A 21907-nucleotide genomic window follows, 5' to 3' on the forward strand; every position below is an offset into this window, starting at 1 on the left:
GCAGGATCGGCAAGTATGGATCAGCTTTGGGCAAATCGGGCAGCTAGCTCCGAAGCCGCTGTCACGCAACGGCACCTGCACCGGCTCTGGGCGCTGCCGGGCACTCAGCTGGGCGTGGTGGCCTGGCCCTCGGAACGCAAACACCGGCTCTTCGGCACCTGGCACTACTGGTGGCAGGCGCACTTGCTGGACTGCCTGCTGGACGCCCAGCTACGTGACCCGCAGCCAGAGCGACACACCCGGATTTCCCGGCAGATCCGCGCACACCGGCTGCGCAACAACTTCCGGTGGATCAACAACTACTACGACGACATGGCCTGGCTCGCCTTGGCGCTGGAACGCGCCGCCCGGGTGGCCGGCGTGCAGCGTCGCCGCGCGCTGCAGAAACTCGCCGACCAATTCGTCACCGCGTGGGCTCCCCAAGACGGCGGCGGCATCCCGTGGCGCAAAGGGCAGGAACGGTTCTTCAACGCTCCGGCCAACGGCCCGGCCGGCATCTTCCTGGCCCGCTACGAGGGCGGGGTGCGCCGGGCCGACCAGATGAGCGACTGGATCGACGGCGCGCTGATCGACCCGGAGACACACCTGGTGTTCGACGGCATCAAGGACGGCTCGCTGGTGCGCGCGCAGTACACCTACTGCCAGGGGGTGGTGCTGGGCCTGGAGACCGAGTTGGCGGTGCGCACCGGCGCCGAGGCGCGTGACCGGCACAAGGCGCGGGTGCACCGCCTGGTGGCGGCGGTCAACGAGCACATGGCGCCCAACGGTGTGCTCAAGAGCGCCGGCGGCGGCGACGGCGGTTTGTTCGGCGGCATCACCGCTCGGTACCTGGCACTGGTGGCGACCACTTTGCCTGGAGACTCCGCCGACGACGCCGTCGCTCGCGACACCGCCCGCAACATTGTGTTGTCGTCCGCCAAAGCGGCCTGGGACAACCGGCAAACGGTGGCCGGCCTGCCGGTGTTCGGTGCGTTCTGGGATCGCGACGCCGAATTGCCCACCGCCGGTGGGCAGGAGGCGCAGTCGGTCGACGGCGCGGTCAACAGCTCCGCGATCCCGGAGCGCGACCTGTCCGTTCAGCTCTCCGGTTGGATGCTGATGGAGGCCGCGCACAGTGCCGCCGAGGGCAGCTCACTCGGGTAGTGCGGGCTCATCGCTGGGGTTGTTCTTCCGCGCCCGCCGCGACCGGAACCCGCGCCAGGCGGCGAACATCGCCGGCAGCAGCGAGACGAACAAGATGCCCAGGATGATCTTCTCCAGGTTGTTGTGCACGAACGGCACGGTGCCCAGGAAGTAGCCCGCCAGCGTCGCACCCGCACCCCAGGCGATGCCACCGACGATGTCGAAGGCCAGATACACCGGATAGCGCATGTAGGACACCCCGGCGATGACCGGGACGAAGGTCCGCACAAACGGGGCGAACCTGGCCAAGACGATGGCCTTGGCGCCGTGCTTTTCGAAGAACGCGTGTGACTCGGTGACGTAGTGCTGCTTGAAGAACCGCGAATCTTCCTTCTTGAACAGCGCGGGCCCGATGCGGCGGCCGATGAAGTAGCCGGTCTGATCGCCCAGGATCGCGACCAGGGCGACACACGGCGCCAGCACCCAGATGCTGACCGGCGGATCGGGATGCGCGGCCAGCAGCCCGCCGGTGAACAGCAGCGATTCCCCGGGCAGTAGCGGAAACAGTAACCCGGTCTCGATGAAGACGATGATCAGGATGCCCGGCAACACCGCGGAGCCGAAGACGCCGTTGGAGCCCAGCCAGTACATCGGGTCGAGGATGTCCCCCAGGGCAACCACCGCGGTGCTCATGAGGCATCAACATACCGGCGTTGCAATACTGAATGGGCCCAGTCCCGGAGGAGGAACGTTCATGCCTATCGCAACGCCCGAGGTTTACGCCGAGATGCTCGAACGTGCCAAGGAGAACGCCTACGCCTTCCCGGCCATCAACTGCACCTCCTCGGAGACCGTCAACGCCGCGATCAAAGGCTTCGCCGACGCCGGCAGCGACGGCATCATCCAGTTCTCCACCGGTGGGGCGGAGTTCGCTTCCGGGCTCGGGGTCAAGGACATGGTGACCGGCGCGGTCGCGCTGGCCGAGTTCGCGCACGTCATCGCGGCCAAGTATCCGATCAACGTCGCGCTGCACACCGACCACTGCCCCAAGGACAAGCTCGACACCTACGTGCGCCCGCTGCTGGCCATCTCGGCGGAACGAGTGGGCGCGGGTGACAATCCGCTGTTCCAGTCGCACATGTGGGACGGCTCGGCGGTGCCGATCGACGAAAACCTCGACATCGCGCAGGAACTGCTGAAGCAGGCCGCGGCCGCCAAGATCGTCCTGGAGATCGAGATCGGCGTCGTCGGCGGCGAAGAGGACGGCGTCGCCAACGAGATCAACGACAAGCTCTACACCACCCCGGAGGACTTCGAGAAGACCATCGAGGCGCTCGGGGCCGGCGAGCACGGCAAGTACCTGCTGGCCGCCACGTTCGGCAACGTGCACGGCGTCTACAAGCCGGGCAACGTCAAGTTGCGCCCCGACATCTTGGCTCAAGGACAGAAGGTGGCCGCCGCCAAGCTCGGATTGTCCGACGACGCCAAGCCGTTCGACTTCGTGTTCCACGGCGGCTCGGGATCGGAGAAGTCCGAGATCGAGGAGGCGTTGCGCTACGGCGTGGTGAAGATGAACGTCGACACCGACACCCAGTACGCGTTCACCCGCCCGATCGTCGGGCACATGTTCACCAACTACGACGGCGTGCTCAAGGTCGACGGCGACGTCGGCTCCAAGAAGGTGTACGACCCGCGCAGCTACCTGAAGAAGGCCGAAGCCGGCATGACCGAGCGGGTCATCGAGGCGTGCAACGACTTGCATTGCGCGGGCAAGTCGGTCGCCGGCTGAACCCCCCTGCGCTCGAGTATGCGGCTGGCCGCACACTCGAGGCCCACTGTGCGGCTGGCCGCACACTCGGCGGGGCTGGACGCTCGGCAGGACTGGACGCTCGGGCCCTAGCTGCTGGGGGGCTGGCAGATCTTCCACTGGTCGTCGCGGAACTGCAGGTCCAGGCTGCGGGTGGAGCGGACCTGCGGGTCGTAGGCCATGAACGTGGTGACGTTGGCCTCGGCGTGCTGGCCGTTGACGACCACCTGGTCGATGGTGGCGATCACCGGATACTGCTTGGCCGCCGAAACCCGTTGGTAGGTCTCGGTCCAGGAGTGCTCGTCGTAGTCGACGTAGCCGTCGCGGGTGGTGCCGCAGGTGATGCTGCGCAGCGCGGTGAGATCGCCGCGCTGCACCGCACCGTCGAACGTCTGGATGACCTGGCGAACCTGGTCTTCCTGGGAGGCTTTGGAGTGCTTGCTGCGGGTCAACAGGACGGTGCCCAGGATGGCGATCGCCGTCAACGCCAGCACGATCACGACGATGGCCAGCACCCAGCCCCACTTGCTGGGTTTGAACGACGTCGCTTTACCGCCGGAACGTCCCGGAATCGACTGCGGCCCGGACGGCTTGGGGGCCATGGAAGGAGGCGGCGGCGGCGAAACGGCGGGCGCCTGTTGAGTGTGGATGACTTCGGTGGCAGCCTCCGGCGCGGTCGCCATTACCTGCGTCTCTTTGGCGTCGAATCCCGGTGCGGTGAAGCGGCGTTCGGTCTGGGCGTCCGCGCCCGCGGCGTCCGGTGCTGGTTGCGGATCGTCCTTGGCGATCACCACGGTCTCGGTCTCGGCGTCGCTGGGCACCAGCGGTTGATCCTCGGTGCCTTGCCGGCCGGCCGGTTCGCCCGGGGATTCGCTGCCGTCGCTGTCTGGCTCGCGTTCGTCTGGCATCTGTACTGCTGTCCTCCGGCTATCGAGTGGGTAGTTGGAGCTTAGCGACCCAACCCTCGCACAATGGACTCATGACGCCGATGGGTGACCTATTAGGACCTGATCCGATTCTGCTGCCGGCAGACACCGAAGCCGAGGCGGAGTTGCTCGCCGGGGAGAACCCCGCCATCGTCGCTGCCGCGCATCCCTCGGCGTCGGTGGCCTGGGCCGCGCTGGCCGAGGAGGCGCTGGCCGACGACAAGGCCATCACTGCTTACGCCTACGCCCGCACCGGGTATCACCGCGGCCTGGACCAGCTGCGCCGAAACGGGTGGAAGGGGTTCGGGCCGGTGCCCTACGCCCACGAACCCAACCGCGGTTTCTTGCGGTGCGTGGCCGCGCTGGCCAAGGCCGCGGACGCGATCGGTGAAACCGACGAGCTGCTGCGCTGCCAGGACCTGCTCGACGACTGCGACCCGCAGGCCCGGCCGGCGCTCGGGCTCTAGAACGTCTCTCGTAGTCGCTGGCGCTGTCCTGCACCCATGCCGAGTAATATATGCGTACTTACGCATGTATAGCAATGGCCGGCGCGCGCCGCCTAGAACCACACGTTCCAAAACCGGGTCAGGGTGCTGCCCGCCCCGGCCAGCCAGTGCGGGACACCGGAGAAGTCGAACAACCAGTACACGACGGCGAACAGCCAGCGGTTAAGCGCAGGCGCCAAGAACAGGAACACCAAGAACAACGGGGCGAACTGTTTGGCCGGAGCGACCGCCCGCTGGGTCGCCGGGCTCAGATGTGGTTCCAGGGCGTCGTATCCATCCAGGCCCGGAATGGGCAGCAGGTTCAGCACCACCGCCGTGACCTGCAGGAAACCCAGGAACACCACAGCCGACCACAGCACCTGATGGGCCCGGTCGTAGCCCAGCCGGGCCGCCGCCAGCAGCACCACCGCCAACGCCACGTTGGCGGCCGGGCCCGCCAGGCTGACCAGCGTCCTGCGTCGGGCGCTCATGAACCAGGTGCGCAGGTAGACCGCACCGCCGGGCAGGCCGATCCCGCCCAGCGCGATGAACAGCATCGGCATGCCCAGCGACAGCATCGGATGGGTGTAGCGGCGCGGATCCAGCGTCAGGTAACCGCGCAGCGCGGCGTCGTGGTCCCCGAAGCGCCACGCCGTGAACGCGTGCCCGAATTCGTGCAGGCACAACGACACCAGCCAGCCGGCGATGACGAAGAGGAACACCGCGCCGTAGGACAAGGGGCGCACGCTGGACCCGGCCAACCACGCCAGCACTGCACCCAAGCCTGTCAGTCCCACCAGGCCCAGAAAGATCGGGCTGGGTCGCACCGGTCGAACCTACCCGACCAGCAGCCAACCCTCGATGTGCCGGTAGAACGTCGATCGACGCACCGGGCGCCCGCCCGCGACGCCATCGCGCACGACGGTGGCGCCGGTGGTGCCGAGCTGAGCGGCGCGCCCGGGCACCCAGCGGCGGAACAATCCGCCGTCGATCGACGCCCGCAAGCCCGGGACGGCTGGCGTGGGTTCGATGCGTACGCCGGAGACGTCGCCGTCGAACAACGAGGTGTCGTCGACGACCGCCTCACCGTGAATCACTCGGCTCTCGTCGGCGGGTCGCCACTGCGCCCGGCCGACGATCACCGTTCCGGTGTCGTCGCGGATCAGCGGAACCCGACGCGCCGTCCCGCTGCGCGCCCGCCGCGCCGCACGCTTGCCGGTCGCCAGCCGGTACACCCGCGTGGCAGGGGTGCGCCGGGGCGCGGCGTATCCCACTTCGACGTCGAGCCGCTCGGCGCGCAGCAACCGGGTCAGCGTGGTAGCCAGGTCGGCGTCACCGCCGGCCACCACCAGCCGTTGATAGGCGCCGACGGCCGCGTCGACGTCCGCGGCGGCCCCGATCGGGTGGACGGGCAGGTCGGCAAGCGGCTTGGGCACCTGGGCCCCGGCAAACAGCAGAACCGCCATACTGGGAGCGTTGTCCGCCGCTTTCCGGGCGCTTTTCATCAGTTCCTCGCAACCTGCTCGGTAGGGTAGGTCACCGGCTGACCACAATAAGCGGGCTGATGACCCGCCAGATCAGGGAGCAAGGCATGCCGGCAATCGTCCTCATCGGCGCCCAGTGGGGTGACGAGGGCAAGGGTAAAGCCACAGACCTTCTGGGTGGGCGGGTGCAATGGGTGGTCCGCTACCAAGGCGGCAACAACGCCGGCCACACCGTCGTCCTGCCCACCGGAGAGAACTTCGCGCTGCACCTCATTCCGTCGGGCGTGCTGACGCCCGGGGTGACCAACGTCATCGGCAACGGCGTGGTGGTCGATCCGGGTGTCCTGCTCGGGGAACTGCACAGCCTCGAAGAACGCGGCGTGGACACCTCCAAGCTGTTGCTGTCCGCTGACGCGCATCTGCTGATGCCCTACCACGTCGCCATCGACAAGGTCACCGAGCGCTACATGGGCAGCAAGAAGATCGGCACCACCGGCCGTGGCATCGGGCCGTGTTACCAAGACAAGGTGGCCCGCATGGGGATCCGGGTCGCCGACGTGCTCGACGCGGACCGGTTGGCGCACAAGGTGGAAGCGGCACTGGAGTTCAAGAACCAGGTGCTGGTCAAGATCTACAACCGCAAGGCGCTGGAACCCGCGCAGGTGGTCGAGCAGGTGCTCGAACAGGCCGCGGGCTTCCGCCATCGCATCGCCGACACCCGGCGACTGCTCAACGACGCGCTCGACGCCGGTGAAACGGTGTTGCTGGAAGGCTCGCAGGGCACCTTGCTCGATGTCGACCACGGCACGTATCCCTATGTGACGTCGTCGAATCCGACGGCGGGCGGCGCGGCGGTCGGCTCCGGCATCGGCCCCACCCGCATCAACACGGTGCTGGGCATCCTCAAGGCCTACACCACCCGGGTCGGTTCCGGCCCGTTCCCCACCGAGCTGTTCGACGAGTACGGCGAATACCTGTCCAAAACCGGTGGCGAGTTCGGGGTGACTACCGGCCGGCGCCGGCGCTGCGGCTGGTTCGACGCGGTCATCGCGCGCTACGCCACCCGGGTCAACGGCATCACCGACTTCTTCCTGACCAAGCTCGACGTGCTGTCGAGTCTGGAAACCGTGCCGGTGTGCGTCGGCTACCGCATCGACGGATCGATCACCTATGACATGCCGATGACGCAAAGCGACCTGTGCCGCGCCGAACCGGTTTACGAAGAGCTGCCCGGCTGGTGGGAAGACATCTCGGCCGCACGCGAATTCGACGACCTGCCGGCCAAGGCGCGCGACTACGTGCTGCGGCTGGAAGAGCTTGCCGGAGCCCACGTTTCGTGCATCGGTGTCGGCCCGGGCCGGGACCAGACCATCGTGCGCCGGGACGTGCTGCAGGCTCGCCCGTGACGCATTATTCGTCGATTCGTCCTGAAGATGTGGATCCCGACTACGAACACCACGGCGGCTTCCCGGAATACGGGCCGGCCGACCCCGGCGTCGGATTCCGCAGGTTCGTCACCACCATGCATCGCCTGCAAGACCTTTCGGTGTCCGCCGACCCCGGCGACGACGTGTGGGACGAGGCCGCCGAGCGGGCCGCCGCTTTGGTCGATCTGCTCGGCCCGTTCCAGGCGGCCGAAGGGCAGTCACCGGCGGGCCGCACCCCCGATTTGCCCGGCATGGGCAGCCTGCTGCTGCCGCCGTGGACGTTGACCCGCTATGAAGCCGAAGGCGTCGAAATGACGGGCTCGTTCAGCCGGTTCCATGTCGGGGGCAACTCCGCCGTGCACGGCGGTGTGCTGCCGCTGCTGTTTGACCACATGTTCGGCATGGTGTCGCATGCCGCCTCGCGGCCGATCAGTCGCACCGCGTTCCTGCACGTCGATTACCGCAAGATCACCCCGATCGAGGTGCCGTTGGTGATGCGTGGCCGGGTCAGCCGCATTGAAGGGCGCAAGGCGTTCGTGTCCGCGGAGTTGGTCGACACCGAGGAGACGCTGCTCGCCGAGGGCAACGGCCTGATGGTGCAGTTGTTGCCGGGGCAACCGTAACTATTGATTCGGGTTGGGCGGCACCACGATGATCGTCGCGCCCGGGATCGCCGCAAGGGTTGCGGCCAGATTGGCCACCACACCGGCCGGCAGCCCGGACGGTAGGCCGGGGAACTGCACCCCGGTGGCGGCCGCCGGGATCGCGGGCGTGTTCGCCGCGGGTCTGATGGCCGCCGCGGCCCCTCCTGCCGAGCCGCCCGCCGTCGGCGCGGCCGCAGCCGGCGTGGTCGACCCGCCGCCGCCCCGGGCGGCCAGACCGGCCAGGCTGGTGCCGGCCAAGCCCGCCGCCGCCATCCCCGTATAGCCGCCGTCCGAGCCGCCGGTCATGAACATGGGCGTCGTGCCCGGGAACATCGCGGCCACCTGGCGCACCGCCGGCGGGACGAACCAGTTCTGCGGCACCGACAGGCCGCCGATGTTGGCCGAGTAGCCCGACAGCGCAACGGTCGGCGGCCGTTGTGGCGGGGTGATAGCTCGTCCGGTTCCCGGGTTCGCGTCATCGGCCCGGGAACCACCCGGAATCGAGATGTTTCCGCCGCCGGCCGCGCCACCGTCGTCGATGTCGGTGCCGCACCGGCCCGCGTCGCTCTCTGCGACCGCGTCGTGGCGGTAAACCTCGATCAGCTGGGCGCCCTGGACGGCAGTGCTGACCGTCGCGACTGCCACGGCCGCGGCCACCAGGACATCGAGATCCCCAAGCGGAGTCGGTATTCCGATGGCGGCGGCCGGTAACGTCGCTGCTGCGGCGGGTCCCGCGGCTGCTGCCGCCGCGGCCGCCTCGACAGCCGAGTCGGTGCCGGTGGTGGTGCCCGGCGGGAGCGTGAACGGCGTCAGTTCCGCCGCGGCCGCCGAGCTACCGGCGTAACTGTCCATGACGACGATGTCCTGGGCCCACATCTCGCTGTAGTCGGCTTCGCTGGTGGCGATCGCGGGGGTGTTCTGCCCGAAGATGTTGGTCTGGACCAGCGCCATCATCGTGCTGCGGTTGACCGCGATCTCCGCCGGCGGAACCGTCGCCGCGTGGGCCGACTCGTACGCGTTCGCCGCGGCCACGGCTTGAGCCGCCGCCTGCTCGGCTTGCGCGGCGGTCGCCTTCATCCACGCCACGTAGGGGGCGGCGGCAGCCGCCATCGACAAGGCCGAAGAACCGGCCCACTCTTCACCGGTGAGCCCCGAGATGACCTCCGCATAGGAAGCCGCTGTCGCGGTCAGGTCCCTGGCCAACCGGTGCCCAACCGGTGCCACGCCGCCGCCGCATGAATCAGCGGGGCCGAGCCGGGGCCCGAGTACATCCTGGCGGAGTTGATCTCCGGCGGCAGCGACGCGAAATCCATCAACATCGGTCCGCCCCGACCTCCTCAGCGAGAATCGCACAGCAAGCTGCCAGCAGACTTACACAAAAACTCAAGAAATGAGTGCAGACGCGGCTTTCTCTTATAGAGCCCTCTCTCAACCCCAGTCGGCGCACCTATCCTTGATCGGCATGCAAACGAGCGAGAGGCTGAGCTGGTGACTGAGGGCTTGACCGAAGGACAAGACGAGCCCACCGGCACGCACCCGGAGCCCGCGCCCGCCGAGGACGACAAGACAACGGTCCTCGACATCCCGCCGACGGTGGCGCCTGCGCCGCTGAACGAGCCGACTGACGAGCCGACAGCGCAGCCGGCTGACGAGCCCGTCGCCCTCGATTCCGACCCGCGGCCGCGTGTGCTGCTGCTGGGTTCCGGTGAACTCGGCCGCGAGCTGGCGGTCGCGTTGCAGCGCCTGGGTGCCGAGGTGATCGCCGTCGACGAGTACGCCGACGCCCCCGCGCATCGCGTCGCCGACCAGCAGCTGGTCGTGCCCATGACCCACGCCGACGAGCTGGCCGGCGTCTTCGATCGGTTGCAGCCCGACTTCGTGGTGACCCTGACCGACGCGGTATCGGTGGAGGCGTTGGAAGCGCTCACCGCCCAGGAGGCGCAACAGGCCGATTCGGCCAGCGGAATCACCGAATTGGTGCCCAGCGCGCGCTGCGTGCGGTTGACGGCCGACCGCGAGGGCCTGCGCAAGCTCGCCGCCGACCAACTCGGCTTGCCCACCGCCCCGTTCTGGTTCGTCGGATCGCTGGGTGAACTCGAGGCCGTCGCCGCCCACGCCGGTTTTCCTCTGCTCGTCAAACCGGTCAACGGGGCCGGGCATGGGCACACGGTCGTGAAAGAACCCGCTGAGGTGGAGCGCGCCTGGCACGACGCCATCGCCGCATACGCCGGCAGTGCGCAGCCACGCGTGTGGGCCGAGACCGTGGTCGAGGTCGAGGTTCTGGTCACCTTGATCGTGATCCGCAGCGAGGGTCCGTCCGGACCCGTGATCGAGTTCTGCTCCCCGATCGGCCATGTCGGCGTGGACGGCGGCGAGCTGGAGTCGTGGCAGCCGCAGAAGATCAGCGCCGCCGCACTGGACGCGGCCAAGTCGATCGCCGCCCGCATCGCCAAGGCGCTGGGCGGCCGCGGGGTGTTCAGCGTCGAACTGATGATCAACGGCGACGAGGTGTACTTCGCCGACGTCACGGCGTGGCCGCAGGAAACCGCCTGGCCGACCCTACGCAGCCAACGGCTTTCGGTGTTCGAGTTGCAGGCCCGAGCGATCATGGGCCTGGCGGTGGACACCATGATGGTTTCGCCGGGCGCCGCGCGCACCGTGGGGGTGCAAAGCCACGGGGCGGTGCCCACCGCTGACGCGTTGACCGCCGCGCTGGCCACCCCGGAAAGCGACGTGCGGGTGTTCGGGGGAGCGGGGGGCAGCCGTCACGTCGGTACCGCCCGTGGGCTGGGTGTGGCGTTGGCCACCGCGCCCGAGGTCACGGTCGCTCGCGACCGCGCCCGCGACGTCGCGGTTCGGCTGAATATGCGAGACTCACGCGAGTGAGCTACGCAGGAGACATAACGCCGCTGGAAGCGTGGAAGATGCTCAGCGACAACCCTCAAGCGGTGTTGGTTGACGTTCGGACCGAAGCGGAATGGCGTTTCGTTGGTGTGCCCGATCTGTCGAGCCTGGGCCGCGACGTCGTGTACGTCGAGTGGAACAAGACCGACGGCAGTCACAACGAGAACTTCCTCGCCGAGTTGCAGGACCAGATCGCGCCTGACGGGCAAGAAGAACGGCCGGTGGTGTTCTTGTGTCGGTCCGGCAATCGTTCCATCGGTGCAGCCGAGGCCGCCACCGAGGCCGGCCTGGCGCCGGCCTACAACGTGCTGGACGGTTTCGAAGGACACCTCGACGACCATGGCCACCGCGGCCTGGGCGGCTGGCGGGCCATCGGGTTGCCCTGGAAACAGGGCTGACCCGCCGATGGCTGAAGACAACTCGGTCCGCACGCCCAAGGCATTGCCCGAGGGCGTCAGCCAAGCCACCATCGGTGTGCGGGGCGGCCTGCTGCGCTCGGGTTTCGACGAGACCGCCGAGGCGATGTTCCTGACGTCGGGCTACGTATACCCGTCGGCCGGGGTGGCCGAGCAGTCCTTCACCGGCGAAGTCGACCACTTCGTCTACTCGCGGTACGGCAATCCGACGGTCACCATGTTCGAAGAGCGGCTGCGGCTCATCGAAGGGGCGCCAGCGGCATTCGCCACGGCCAGTGGCATGGCCGCCGTGTTCACGTCACTGGGCGCGCTGCTGGGTGCCGGCGATCGGCTGGTCGCCGCGCGCAGCCTGTTCGGCTCGTGCTTCGTGGTGTGCAACGAGATCCTGCCGCGCTGGGGTGTGGAGACGGTTTTCGTTGACGGCGACGATCTCTCGCAATGGGAGCAAGCCTTGTCGGTGCCCACTCAGGCGGTGTTCTTCGAAACGCCGTCCAACCCGATGCAGTCGCTGGTGGACATCGCCGCCGTGACCGAACTGGCCCATGCCGCCGGGGCGAAAGTGGTGCTGGACAACGTCTTTGCGACACCGCTGTTGCAGCAGGGCTTTCCGCTGGGGGTCGACGTGGTGGTGTATTCGGGCACCAAGCACATCGATGGTCAGGGCCGGGTGCTCGGCGGCGCAATCCTCGGTGACAAGGAGTACATCGACGGCCCGGTGCAGAAGCTGATGCGCCACACCGGCCCGGCGATGAGCGCGTTCAACGCCTGGGTGTTACTGAAAGGCCTTGAGACGATGGCCGTTCGGGTCGACTACAGCAACGCTTCGGCCCAGCGGATAGCCGAGTTCCTGGAGGGCCACCCTGCGGTGCGCTGGGTCCGTTACCCGTTTTTGCCGTCGCACCCGCAGCACGACTTGGCTAAGCGTCAAATGACCGGCGGCGGAACGGTGTTGACCTTTGAGCTCGACGCCGACGAGGGCGCCGCCAAGCAGCGCGCCTTCGAGCTGCTGGACAAGTTGCAGCTGATCGACATCTCCAACAACCTCGGTGACGCCAAATCCCTTGTCACACACCCGGCAACGACAACGCACCGGGCGATGGGCCCGGAGGGTCGCGCCGCGATAGGTCTGGGCGACGGCGTGGTCCGCATCTCGGTCGGCCTGGAAGGGACCGACGATCTGATCGCCGATATCGACCAGGCGTTGGGCTAGCCCGCGGCTTTTTGTTCGGCGTGCTCGGCCTCCTCGGCGGCGGCCAGCGCGCCTTGCCCCTGGGTCTGCTGCATCCAGTTCGTCACCACTCGGGCATAGATCATCTGACTGGTGATGGCCATCTGCCCGCGGGTGCGGCCGAGGAAGGAGATCACCCAGCTGAACAATGCGGCGATCCGGTTGCGGTGCCCGACAAGGTAATAAAGGTGTAGCACCAGCCACGCCAACCAGGCGAGGAAGCCGCCGAATTCGATCTTGCCGACCTGGGCGACGGCGCTGTACCGAGAGACGGTGGCCATGCTGCCCTTGTTGAAGTAGTCGAAGGGCTTGCGGTTGGCCGGGTCGTCCTGGCCCTTGACCGCCCGCTTGATGGTCTTGGTCGCGTAGTGCGCCCCCTGAATGGCGCCTTGTGCCATCCCCGGTACGTCGGGGACCAAGGCGAGATCGCCGATGACGAAGACATAGGGGTGCCCCTTGACCGTGAGGTCCGGCTCGACGATCACTCGTCCGGCGCGGTCGGTCTCGGTGCCGTCGGATTGCTCGGCGATGATCTTGCCCAGTCCGCTGGCTTGCACGCCCGCCGCCCACACCTTGCACGCGCAGTCGATGCGGCGCTCTCCGCTGTCCTTGTCTTTGACGGTGATGCCCTTGTAGTCGACGGCTGTCACCATCGCGTTGAGCTGGATCTCCACGCCCATCTTTTCCAGCCGGCGCTGCGCCTTGTTGCCCAGGTTCTCTCCCATGGACGGCAGCACCGCCGGGGCCGCGTCGAGCAGGATGACGCGGCACTCGCTGGGCTTGATGGTCCGGAACGCTCCGGTCAGCGTGCGTTCGGCGAGTTCGACGATCTGTCCGGCCAGTTCCACGCCGGTCGGTCCCGCGCCGACCACGACGAAGGTCAGCCGACGTTCGCGTTCGGCCGGGTCGGTGCTTACTTCGGCGGCTTCGAACGCGCCGAGGATGCGGCCGCGCAACTCGAGGGCGTCGTCGATGCTCTTCATACCGGGCGCGAAGGTGGCGAATTCGTCGTTGCCGAAGTAGGACTGCTGCGCGCCGGCGGCCACGATCAGGCTGTCGTAGGGGGTCACCGTGTTCATGTCCATCAACTTCGACGTCACTGTCTGGCCCTTGAGGTCGATGTCGGTGACCTCGCCCAGCAGCACGCGGACATTCTTCTGCTTACGCAAGACCAGGCGGGTGGTCGGGGCGATGTCGCCTTCGGACAGGATTCCCGTGGCCACCTGGTAGAGCAGGGGCTGGAACAAGTGGGTGGTCGTCTTGGAGATGAGGGTGACGTCCACGTCGGCCCGCTTCAGCGCCCTGGCGGCGTTCAGGCCACCAAATCCGCTGCCGATGATGACGACGTGATGGCGCCGGTTGGTGGTCGAGAGCTCGCTGGATGGGGACGTCATTCTTCTTCCCTTTCTCCGGTCCGTGTTGTCTCACACTCTCCGCAGCGCATACCCACCCTATGACTCGCCTAGGCACACGTCTCTAGGTGGCGCAATGTTGCTACGGTCCCGGACCGGTCTCTGGAACGAAGATGAGCGCCGTGGCGACTGGCGCGCTGATTGGCTTAGTGGCCACCGCCGGTGCTGCCGCCGCCGGTGCTGCCACCGCCGCCGGTGCTGCCACCGCCACCGCCGCCAGTGCTGCCTCCGCCGCCAGTGCTACCGCCGCCTCCGCCGCCAGTGCTACCGCCGCCTCCGCCGGTGCTGCCTCCGCCTCCGCCGAGGCCGCCACCGCCTCCGCCAGTGCTACCGCCGCCGATGCTGCCGCCGCCCGGTGCGCCACCACCGCCCGGTGCGCCGCCTCCCGGCGCGTCACCGGGTCCGCCAGGGGCGCCGCCCCCCGGGCCGCTGGGTGCGCCGCCGGGTCCGCCCGGGGCGCCGCCGCCGGGTCCATCGCCGGGTCCACCTGGTGCCCCGCTGGGGCCGCTCCCAGGTCCGCCAGGCGCGCCACCCGGTCCGCCAGCGCCGCCCCCGGGTCCACTAGGTCCGCCGGGGTGGTAGGGCCCGCCGGGATTGCCAGGCGCACCGGGATGGCCGGGATGGCCGGGGTGGTATCCGGGTGTGCCGGATCCCGGGAACGGCTCGACGGGGTAAGGAACGAGGTTCGGATCGGGTGGCAGGGAGTCATCGTGACAGCTGAACGGGTTGAGATTCGGACCCCATGCGGGATCCCAGAAGTCACCCGGACACCAATGTGGCGGCGGACCGGGATCGGCGTGCGCCTCGGCGCCGACACCCACGCCAACCAACCCAAAGCCCGCGGCGATCACGGCTGTTGCTGCTGCCCAGTGTGTGTAGTGTCCCATGAGAATCTTTTTACTTAGGCTAACTGTATGTAGGCGCATGACCACCCGCGAGACTGCTGTGTGTTCAGCGTTGGCTTCTTGGGCTGGCGTTCAGGTGATGTGCCGGCGCGGTCGGGGTCGAATTGCACAGCGCGAGTGGCGGTTTGGCCAACGAGGCGGCTGAATTTGGTCCTTGGCCGTCGACCGTCTGCGGCTGACGACTGATGCTGATCACAATCCTCGCCGCCAGGTGCCCCAGGGGCCGGGCATGGCATCATCCGATCGACAACGCACTTCCGAGTGTGACGGCAGCACATTTTGGCGAGCAAATTCTTATCTAGGACTGCCTGAGGGTGTTTCGCGGGAGTTCGTGTGAGTCAAGTCGATTCGCTGACTTGGCCGCGAGCATCGATTAAGCTCACGCCGTACCGAAGACACCAAGGGGCGAACCAGTTGGAAATACTTGTTACCGGGGGCGCAGGCTTCCAGGGAAGTCATCTGTCGGAGTCGCTCCTGGCCAACGGGCATTGGGTCACTGTCCTGAATACGTCATCGAAGAGCGCGACTCGGAACACGAATGACTTTCGTTCGCACGAACGAGCCGCCTTTATTTCCGGCTCGGTGACCGATGGAGAAACGGTCCATCGCGCGGTACGCGAGCACCACGTCGTTTTTCATCTGGCCGCAAATATCAACGTCGACCAATCTCTCGGTGATCCAGAGAGCTTCCTCGAAACCAACGTCATGGGTACTTACCGGGTGCTTGAGGCGGTCCGGCGCTATAAGAATCGGTTGATTTATGTGTCGACCTGCGAAGTGTACGGCGACGGACACGATTTGCAGGAGGGCGAGCGTCTCGACGAGACAGCGGAGCTGAGACCGAACAGCCCCTACGGCGCCTCCAAGGCAGCGGCCGATCGGTTGTGTTACTCCTACTACTGCTCCTATGGTTTGGACGTCACGATTGTTCGGCCATTCAACATCTTCGGCGTGCGCCAGAAAACCGGCCGATTCGGCGCGCTGATTCCACGCCTCGTCCGGCAGGCCATCAACGGCGAAAACCTCACGATCTTCGGCGACGGCTCGGCAACGCGCGACTATCTGTACGTAAGCGATATCGTCAATGCCTACAACCTGGTGTTGCAAAACACCGGGCTTCGCGGACAAGCGATCAATTTCGCGAGCGGCACGGATACCCGGGTGAAGGATATCGTCGAGTACATCGCTGAAAAGTTCGGCGCCAAGATCACCCATTGCGACGCACGCGCCGGCGAAGTCGCCCGTTTTCCCGCCAATATTGACCTCGCCAAGAGCATCGGATTCAAACCGGAAGTCGATATCTGGGAGGGCATCGACCGGTATATCCAATGGGCGAAGGACCAGCCGCAGTACGCCTATGAACATGACGGATACAGCGGCGCCTTGTCTCCGCGGTGATCACCGCGATTACGGCCCTCCGGGAAAACGTGGCGTGTTGAGGGAGCAAGGAACATGAAGTGAACAGTTCGCTCGAAACGTCGGCGTTCGGCGGCTCGTTCGACACAGAATGTCTGATGTCGCTGCGCGCGCAGGTGGACTCGTGGACCGGACAGGACGCGCTGGCCCAGTTGGTTGCGATGTTCGGCGGAGTATTCCCGAGGTACGACGATCTCGCGGCCCGGTTGGCCGCCCTGGACGAGTTCAGTGAGGTATGGGATTACCGGGGCCGGACGAGGGCACATCCGAGCGGGGAGCAGGTCCAATCCCAAGACGCCGGCGGCGGAGCACGATGGATGATCCCACGTTTGGACCTGTCGGACCGGCAACTGGACACCATCATGACGCTGGCCCAACAGCTAGGCCTCACCGATGAATCAGTGCCCACCGGAACAGCATTCGACTATGTACTGGTGATCGGCACCGGACGTTACTCCAATATGCTTCGGGCCCGGTGGGCGCGGGAACTGGCTGCCCACTATCGCATCGGTCATATCGTCCTGGCCGCCGCGTCTCGGCGGCTGTTGCCGTCGGAAGCCGACGCGGTCGCGTCCTGCGCACCCGGCGCGCGTACCGAATTCGACCTGCTGGCGGCCGCCGCGGCCGACGCGTTCGGCGTGGATACGCGCGAAGTGGTACGGCATGGGCAGCAGCGAGTCAGCGACCCGCATCGGGGCGAGATGGTTTGGCGCTTCGGTGGAGACAGTAATGACCTCGGGCTGCCGATCACACTGCTCGAGGCACCTTCGCCGGACCCGAAAAACCGTCGCGCCACCTCCGCGGATACCTTTGCCTTCACCGCCCAGACACTGGATATGCGGCAATCGAGCTGTCTACTGGTGACCGGTCAGCCATTCGTGCCCTATCAGAACTTCGACGCGCTGCGCACTCTGACGTTGCCGTGCGGAATTCGCATCGAGACGGTGGGTTTCGGGATCGACCGTTACGAAGGACTGCACGACATGGACCTGCAGCACCCCGCCAAACTGCTGCAAGAAGTCCGCTCGACGATCCGCGCGGGCCGCAGTCTGCTGGAACGGGTCGAGGCCTACCAGCGGAGCGCCCTGCGTAGGTCGCCGACGATTAATCGTCTGCGGTGATCGTGCATGGTGTGGCGGGCGGATAACTGCCCGAGACGGCGCGCAACCGCCCCGGCGGTGGCCAGGGCCGCAGCCCCATATTGCCCAGATAGCGCAGCGGATTGACATGTGCGCGCCGCACCCGCGTCTCGAAATGCAGGTATGCGTCTGTCGATTCGTCCTCCGCGCCGAGACTGCCGATCTGGGTTCCCGCGCAGATCCGATCACCGACGGCGATGTGTCCGGCGTCGCCGGGCCGAAACACGTAGCGGGTCTCGGTGTCGCCGTTCGAGATGATCACCGAGTAAAGGTGATCGAGTTCGCCTGCGTAGCAGACAGTTCCGGATATGGCGGCGTAGATAGGGCTGCCGGGATCAGCGGCGAAGTCGACGCCGGGATGGAAACCGTCGGCGCGGGGTCCGTATCCGCGGCCGATCGCGCGCGGCTCCGCCTCGATAGGCAGCCGTGGCCTTGGCTCGGTACGGTCGAACTCGCCGCGCACCCGCCGGTGGTAGTCCGCTTTGAGGAGGTCGACTTCGTCGAGTGCGTAGCCGAACAACAGGGACCGGTCATATGCGACACCGAAGTTGTGCCGGAAATCCGGATCGAGCCGCATGTAGTGCCCGACTCGCGAGATCCGTTCCTCTAGCGTCGACCAGCCGTTGTGCGTCAAGCGGATTCCGTCCAGCTGCCCGATCCGACCGTGATCGGTGATGTTGGCCGGCCAGTGCGAGTTGTGCATCAACTTGGGTCCCGCGTACAGACCCGGGTACCAACGCCAGAACGGCCCGCGCATCGCCTCGGCCGTGCCCATCACCGGCACCATGTCTGGGTATTCCGGATCGTCCCAGCGGGAAACCATCGGACACATCAGTGCTGCTACGTCACCCGGTGTGCGCGCAAGCACCTCGCGGATATCGATGTCGATCTGGAAGATCCAGTCGGCGTCGACCATCACCATCCAATCCGGGCGACAAAAATCCGCCATCCGGTACAGCAGCTCCAGCCCGGTGGACTCGGGGATCAACCATGGTGTCGACGGTAGATCTGTCCGCGCGCGAACAACATTGGTGACCGCGGGGTGGTTCGCCAGGATTGCAGCGGTGTCGTCGGTGCTGCGGTCGTCGATGGCGTAGATCTCGTCGCTGAAGGTTGCCAGCGAGTCCAAGGTCGCAGCCAAGGTTTTCCCGGCATTGTGGGCGCGCGTTACCGCCAGAATCCGCATCGTGGTGTCCGCTAGGTCGCGTGGATCACGCGAGAATCGACGTGTAGTAGCTGGGCTTGTCGGACGGCGCGACGTAATGGCCAGGGGTCGCGGCCACGCCGTGAGCGGCCAGCAACTGAGCCGACGTGGTCCCCACCGATCGCCACCCGTGGTTGGCGAGGTAGTCGGAAGCCTCGCTGCGGGCCCCGGAATAGTTCAGCGACCAGATGTCGAGATCGAATCCATGCTCGCGCCAGTTGCGAGTTGCGCTGCGGATGATCTCTTCGACCCGTCCGGAGTCCGATGACCCCACAAACGTCTCCATGGCCATCCGGCTTGTCCGTGCGCTGAGCCGGGTCACGTTGTCCAGCAACCGATCCTGGGCCTGGGGAGGCAGATAACCGAACAGTCCTTCGGCGATCCAGGCGGTGGGCAGGGCCGGGTCGAATCCGCCACGCAGCAGCGCGGACGGCCAGTCGTGGCGCAGGTCGGCCGGCACCATCCGCAGGTGCGCCGTCGACTCAGCACCGAGCTGCGCCAACGTTTCGGCCTTGAACTGCAGCACATGCGGCTGGTCGATCTCATACACCGTCGTGCCTGGCGGCCACGGCAGTCGATAACCGCGCGTGTCGAGCCCCGACGCCAGGATCACCGCCTGCCGAATCCCGGCGGCGGCCGCGTCCGCGAAGAACTGATCGAAGTAGCGAGTGCGAGCCACCAATTCGGTGGTCATGCGCTGCAGGCCCCAGGCCGCTTCGGGCTCGTCGACGTCGGACGCGCACAGGTCTCCGGTGGCCCACTTGATGAGGAACTCGATACCCACCGCGCGGACCAACGGCTCGGCGAACCGGTCCTCGATCAACGGCCGGGCCGAATTGGTAGCCCTGGCACGGCCCGCGGCCACCAGTGTCGCGGTCGCGCCGACATGACTGGTCAGATCCCAGCTGTCGTCGTCTGTACGCATCACGATCCTCTCCGGGATCAAGAATCGCACACCAACAGCGTGCTGGGTGACACTATTTCTCCGCATTGAGTCAGGGGTGTGCCGAGCCGGTGCCGCCGCTGATGAAGATGGTGTCGTCGTCTGCAGCGGGCACATCCAGGCCGCTGCGCCGGAACAGTTCTGCCAGGGGCACGCCTTGGAGCTGCCAGCCTTTGGCGCCGAGGTAGTCGAGGACGTGGTTGCGCGGGCCGGTGTACACCAAAGAGGCCAAGTCGACGTCGACGCCATGGTCGCGGAACGGGTCGGAGATGGTCCGTGCGCGCTCGGCGCTGAAATCTGCGATGCTGGACACGAATTCGGTCGCTATCATGCTTCCCGGCGCGCTGAGTGCGGAGATGTTGTCGAACAGCTGGTCCTGATCCTGCGGCTTCAGATAGATCAGTAACCCCTCTGCCAGCCACGCCGTCGGTGCTGCCAAGTCAAGGCCTGCGGCTTGCAAAGCCGTCGGCCAATCTGCGCGCAAGTCGATGGCTACGGCGCGCCGGGTGGCGCAGGGTTCGGCGCCCAGGTGGGCCAAGGTGGTCGTCTTGAAGTCCAGGACCTGGGGTTGGTCGATCTCGTACACCACAGTCCCGGTCGGCCACGGAAGGCGGTAGGCCCGGGCGTCCAACCCGGCGGCCAGGATCACCACCTGCCGAATGCCCGCGTCGGTGGCGTTGAGGACGTAGTCGTCGAAGTACTTGGTGCGGACCGCGTTTCCGTCGACCATCGCGCGCGCCACGGTCGGTGACACGTCTCCGATCGCCGACATGTCGAGTTCGCCGTCCATCATCTTGGTGAAGAAATCCAGCCCCACCGCGCGGACCAGAGGTTCGGCAAACGGGTCGTTGATCAAACCGCGCGGATCTTTGGTGGCCATTGCGCGCCCGGCCGCGACAATGGTCGCAGTGACCCCGACGCCAGATGACAGATCCCAGTCGTCGTCGTCAGTGCGGGGCATCAAATCTCCTTATTGGCGTCGGAACAAGCGCCCATGTTGGCTACAGAACCAGGCGATGTCACCGTCCGGACCGCGGACGAAATTGGATCGACTGCCGGTCGGATTGTTGTCGGGTCCTAGGTCCAGCCCATAGTCGAGCCGGTAGAAGGCGAGGCCGAGCTTTTCGCTCTGTTGGCCCTCCGGGTCGGCATCACCGACGCAGATGCTACCCACCAGCTGGCCGTCCCCGGCCTGGAAGTCGATCACCGTTTGCTCGATGCTGCCGTTCTGGGCGACTTGCTCGGCGATGTACCAGCCCTCGTAAGGCGCCAATTCGGCGGCGGAAAGGTGTTGCGGCGTGGCGGGCAGGTTGGTGACGCCGGCGAATCTGTGCAACGCCCAGTCATGGGAAAACAGGTCGTTGATCAGATGGAATCCGCCGTCGGAGTTGGTGAGCACGGTCATGGCGAAGTTGCGATCGGGCACCATCATGAACCCGGACCGTTGACCCTTCCAGGTGCCGCCGTGCTCGACGATGGTGACATTCTCCGCCGAGGGCCGCAGCATCCAAGTCACGCCCATCCCGGTCAGCTCGACCCACAGTGTCCCGCCCGCCCCGGGGTGGGAGCGCATTGCCTGCAACGACCGTCGACTCAGCAGCCGCTCACCGTTCGGCGTTCTACCGTCACCGAGGTGAAACTGCGCGTAGCGCAACTGGTCTCGCGCGGTGGACATCAACCCGCCGGTGGGGTTGCAGCTGCGTGGAAAGGGCCAGAAGTCGGGCTCTACAACGGGTTGGCCGTCGACCACACTGTGGGCTGCCGCCACCTTCATGCCGATGATCTGGTCGGAGAAATAGCGGGTATGAGCCAGCTGCAGCGGGTCGATCACCAGCTCCTGCACCACGGACTCGTACGTCTTTCCGGTGACGAGTTCGATGATGCGCCCCGCCACCACCAGAGCCGAATTGTTGTACGCGAACGTGGTTCCCGGAGGAGTCAGCTGCGGTAGCCGAGTCATCGCGCTGACGTAGCGCGCCACCGCGTCATCGCCGCGCCCGAAGTCCTGCCCATTGCGGCCATCCCAGCCTGCGGTGTGGTTGAGCAGTTGGCGGACGGTCACCTTGGCGCTGACTGATTCGTCGGCCACCGCGAAGTCGAAGAGGTAGCGGCGCACCGGTGCATCCAGGTCGACCTTGCCCTGCTCGACCAGCCGCATCATCACCGTACCGGTGAACGTCTTTGTCGTCGAACCGATTCGAAAGACGGTGTCACCGTCGACAGGTAACGGATGGTCGACGTTGGTGACCCCGTAGCCCCTGACGTATTCGTGACCGTGTACCCAGACGGCAACCGCGACGCCCGGAATCGCATAGGCCTTCATGCCCGCGGTTATCCTGGCGTCGAGTTCGTCGAACGCTGCGCGGTCTGTCACTTCCGGCCGCACCATTTTCGGGTCTGCTCGCTGTGGTCGGCGTCGTCGCGCACGAGATCCTCGGCGCTACC

General features: G+C 66.5%; 19 protein-coding genes and 3 pseudogenes. 10 read left to right on the forward strand and 12 right to left on the reverse strand.

The genetic code is table 11. The features are described from left to right. Positions 1-15 precede the first annotated feature (15 nt). The gene (locus I2456_RS03500) at positions 16-1143 is read left to right on the forward strand and encodes a glycoside hydrolase family 76 protein (RefSeq protein WP_068022722.1); all 1128 of its coding nucleotides are present in this window, start codon (positions 16-18) and stop codon (positions 1141-1143) included. Here the strand turns inward: I2456_RS03500 and I2456_RS03505 are convergent. Further along, positions 1132-1815 carry a VTT domain-containing protein gene (locus I2456_RS03505; RefSeq protein WP_068022720.1) on the reverse strand — a complete coding sequence of 228 codons (684 nt, stop codon included), beginning with the start codon at positions 1813-1815 and terminating at the stop codon, positions 1132-1134. The two genes, I2456_RS03500 and I2456_RS03505, sit on opposite strands and share 12 nt — an antisense overlap. A gap of 61 nt (positions 1816-1876) precedes the next feature. Between I2456_RS03505 and fbaA the strand changes: the two genes are divergently transcribed. Continuing rightward, positions 1877-2911, forward strand: coding sequence for a class II fructose-bisphosphate aldolase (gene fbaA, locus I2456_RS03510; protein ID WP_068022717.1), 1035 nt, complete (start codon positions 1877-1879; stop codon positions 2909-2911). Between the two features lie 107 nt (positions 2912-3018). On the opposite strand, the gene I2456_RS03515 is transcribed toward fbaA, so the two are convergent. After that, positions 3019-3837: an Rv0361 family membrane protein gene (locus I2456_RS03515; protein ID WP_085072708.1), complete on the reverse strand. Its 819-nt coding sequence runs from the start codon at positions 3835-3837 to the stop codon at positions 3019-3021. Between the two features lie 71 nt (positions 3838-3908). Between I2456_RS03515 and I2456_RS03520 the strand changes: the two genes are divergently transcribed. Further along, positions 3909-4322 (forward strand): DUF3151 domain-containing protein, encoded by a 414-nt coding sequence (locus tag I2456_RS03520; RefSeq protein WP_085072709.1) that lies wholly within the window; start codon positions 3909-3911, stop codon positions 4320-4322. A 92-nt stretch (positions 4323-4414) separates the two neighbouring features. Here the strand turns inward: I2456_RS03520 and I2456_RS03525 are convergent, their stop codons facing one another. Both I2456_RS03525 and I2456_RS03530 read right to left on the reverse strand, forming a co-directional pair. Next, positions 4415-5167, reverse strand: a complete 753-nt coding sequence (locus I2456_RS03525; RefSeq protein WP_068022705.1) for a site-2 protease family protein — start codon at positions 5165-5167, stop codon at positions 4415-4417. A gap of 9 nt (positions 5168-5176) precedes the next feature. Continuing rightward, entirely contained in the window at positions 5177-5845 is a 669-nt protein-coding gene (locus tag I2456_RS03530) for a peptidase M50 (RefSeq protein WP_085072710.1), read from the reverse strand. Positions 5846-5931: 86 nt separating this feature from the next. Between I2456_RS03530 and I2456_RS03535 the strand changes: the two genes are divergently transcribed. Further along, positions 5932-7230 (forward strand): adenylosuccinate synthase, encoded by a 1299-nt coding sequence (locus tag I2456_RS03535; RefSeq protein WP_068022974.1) that lies wholly within the window; start codon positions 5932-5934, stop codon positions 7228-7230. Positions 7231-7244: 14 nt separating this feature from the next. Beyond that, positions 7245-7874 carry a PaaI family thioesterase gene (locus I2456_RS03540; protein WP_371869913.1) on the forward strand — a complete coding sequence of 210 codons (630 nt, stop codon included), beginning with the start codon at positions 7245-7247 and terminating at the stop codon, positions 7872-7874. Here I2456_RS03540 and I2456_RS03545 read toward each other — a convergent pair. Continuing rightward, positions 7875-9208 (reverse strand): annotated as a pseudogene (locus I2456_RS03545) (PPE family protein). 175 nt (positions 9209-9383) lie between these two features. On the opposite strand from I2456_RS03545, the gene purT reads away from it, so the two are divergent. The 3 genes from purT to I2456_RS03560 are packed head-to-tail and all read left to right on the forward strand — an operon-like array spanning position 9384 to position 12425. Beyond that, complete coding sequence (purT, locus tag I2456_RS03550) at positions 9384-10781, forward strand: formate-dependent phosphoribosylglycinamide formyltransferase (protein ID WP_085072712.1); 1398 nt, start codon at positions 9384-9386, stop codon at positions 10779-10781. Next, complete coding sequence (locus tag I2456_RS03555; protein ID WP_085072713.1) at positions 10778-11197, forward strand: rhodanese-like domain-containing protein; 420 nt, start codon at positions 10778-10780, stop codon at positions 11195-11197. The genes purT and I2456_RS03555 overlap by 4 nt, the downstream gene beginning before the upstream one ends. 7 nt (positions 11198-11204) lie before the next feature. Next, on the forward strand, positions 11205-12425 hold the full coding sequence (locus tag I2456_RS03560; RefSeq protein WP_068159839.1) for an O-succinylhomoserine sulfhydrylase: 1221 nt from the start codon (positions 11205-11207) through the stop codon (positions 12423-12425). Here I2456_RS03560 and I2456_RS03565 read toward each other — a convergent pair. The 3 genes and pseudogenes from I2456_RS03565 to I2456_RS29285 form a co-directional block, all read right to left on the reverse strand. After that, positions 12422-13837, reverse strand: a complete 1416-nt coding sequence (locus I2456_RS03565) for an NAD(P)/FAD-dependent oxidoreductase (protein ID WP_085072714.1) — start codon at positions 13835-13837, stop codon at positions 12422-12424. The two genes, I2456_RS03560 and I2456_RS03565, sit on opposite strands and share 4 nt — an antisense overlap. A 100-nt stretch (positions 13838-13937) precedes the next feature. Continuing rightward, the gene (locus tag I2456_RS03570; protein ID WP_163703769.1) at positions 13938-14564 is read right to left on the reverse strand and encodes a hypothetical protein; all 627 of its coding nucleotides are present in this window, start codon (positions 14562-14564) and stop codon (positions 13938-13940) included. 43 nt (positions 14565-14607) lie between these two features. After that, positions 14608-14781 (reverse strand): annotated as a pseudogene (locus tag I2456_RS29285) (hypothetical protein); the annotation flags it as partial. A gap of 393 nt (positions 14782-15174) precedes the next feature. Here I2456_RS29285 and I2456_RS03575 point away from each other — a divergent pair. Both I2456_RS03575 and I2456_RS03580 read left to right on the forward strand, forming a co-directional pair. Further along, positions 15175-16158 carry an NAD-dependent epimerase/dehydratase family protein gene (locus tag I2456_RS03575; RefSeq protein ID WP_085072716.1) on the forward strand — a complete coding sequence of 328 codons (984 nt, stop codon included), beginning with the start codon at positions 15175-15177 and terminating at the stop codon, positions 16156-16158. A 116-nt stretch (positions 16159-16274) separates the two neighbouring features. Beyond that, positions 16275-17297, forward strand: a complete 1023-nt coding sequence (locus tag I2456_RS03580) for a hypothetical protein (RefSeq protein WP_085072740.1) — start codon at positions 16275-16277, stop codon at positions 17295-17297. On the opposite strand, the gene I2456_RS03585 is transcribed toward I2456_RS03580, so the two are convergent. From I2456_RS03585 to I2456_RS03600, 4 genes and pseudogenes are all read right to left on the reverse strand, one after another. Further along, positions 17281-18501: a peptidoglycan DD-metalloendopeptidase family protein gene (locus I2456_RS03585; protein WP_085072717.1), complete on the reverse strand. Its 1221-nt coding sequence runs from the start codon at positions 18499-18501 to the stop codon at positions 17281-17283. The genes I2456_RS03580 and I2456_RS03585 overlap by 17 nt on opposite strands. Before the next feature lie 25 nt (positions 18502-18526). Continuing rightward, the gene (locus I2456_RS03590; RefSeq protein WP_186246601.1) at positions 18527-19447 is read right to left on the reverse strand and encodes a class I SAM-dependent methyltransferase; all 921 of its coding nucleotides are present in this window, start codon (positions 19445-19447) and stop codon (positions 18527-18529) included. A 67-nt stretch (positions 19448-19514) separates the two neighbouring features. Further along, a complete protein-coding gene (locus tag I2456_RS03595) occupies positions 19515-20423 on the reverse strand; it encodes a class I SAM-dependent methyltransferase (RefSeq protein ID WP_085072718.1) in 909 nt (302 codons plus the stop codon). A 9-nt stretch (positions 20424-20432) separates the two neighbouring features. Next, a pseudogene (locus tag I2456_RS03600) lies at positions 20433-21830 on the reverse strand (serine hydrolase domain-containing protein); the annotation flags it as partial. Positions 21831-21907: the final 77 nt, after the last annotated feature.

The sequence above is a fragment of the Mycobacterium kubicae genome (assembly GCF_015689175.1).
GTDB lineage: Bacteria > Actinomycetota > Actinomycetes > Mycobacteriales > Mycobacteriaceae > Mycobacterium > Mycobacterium kubicae.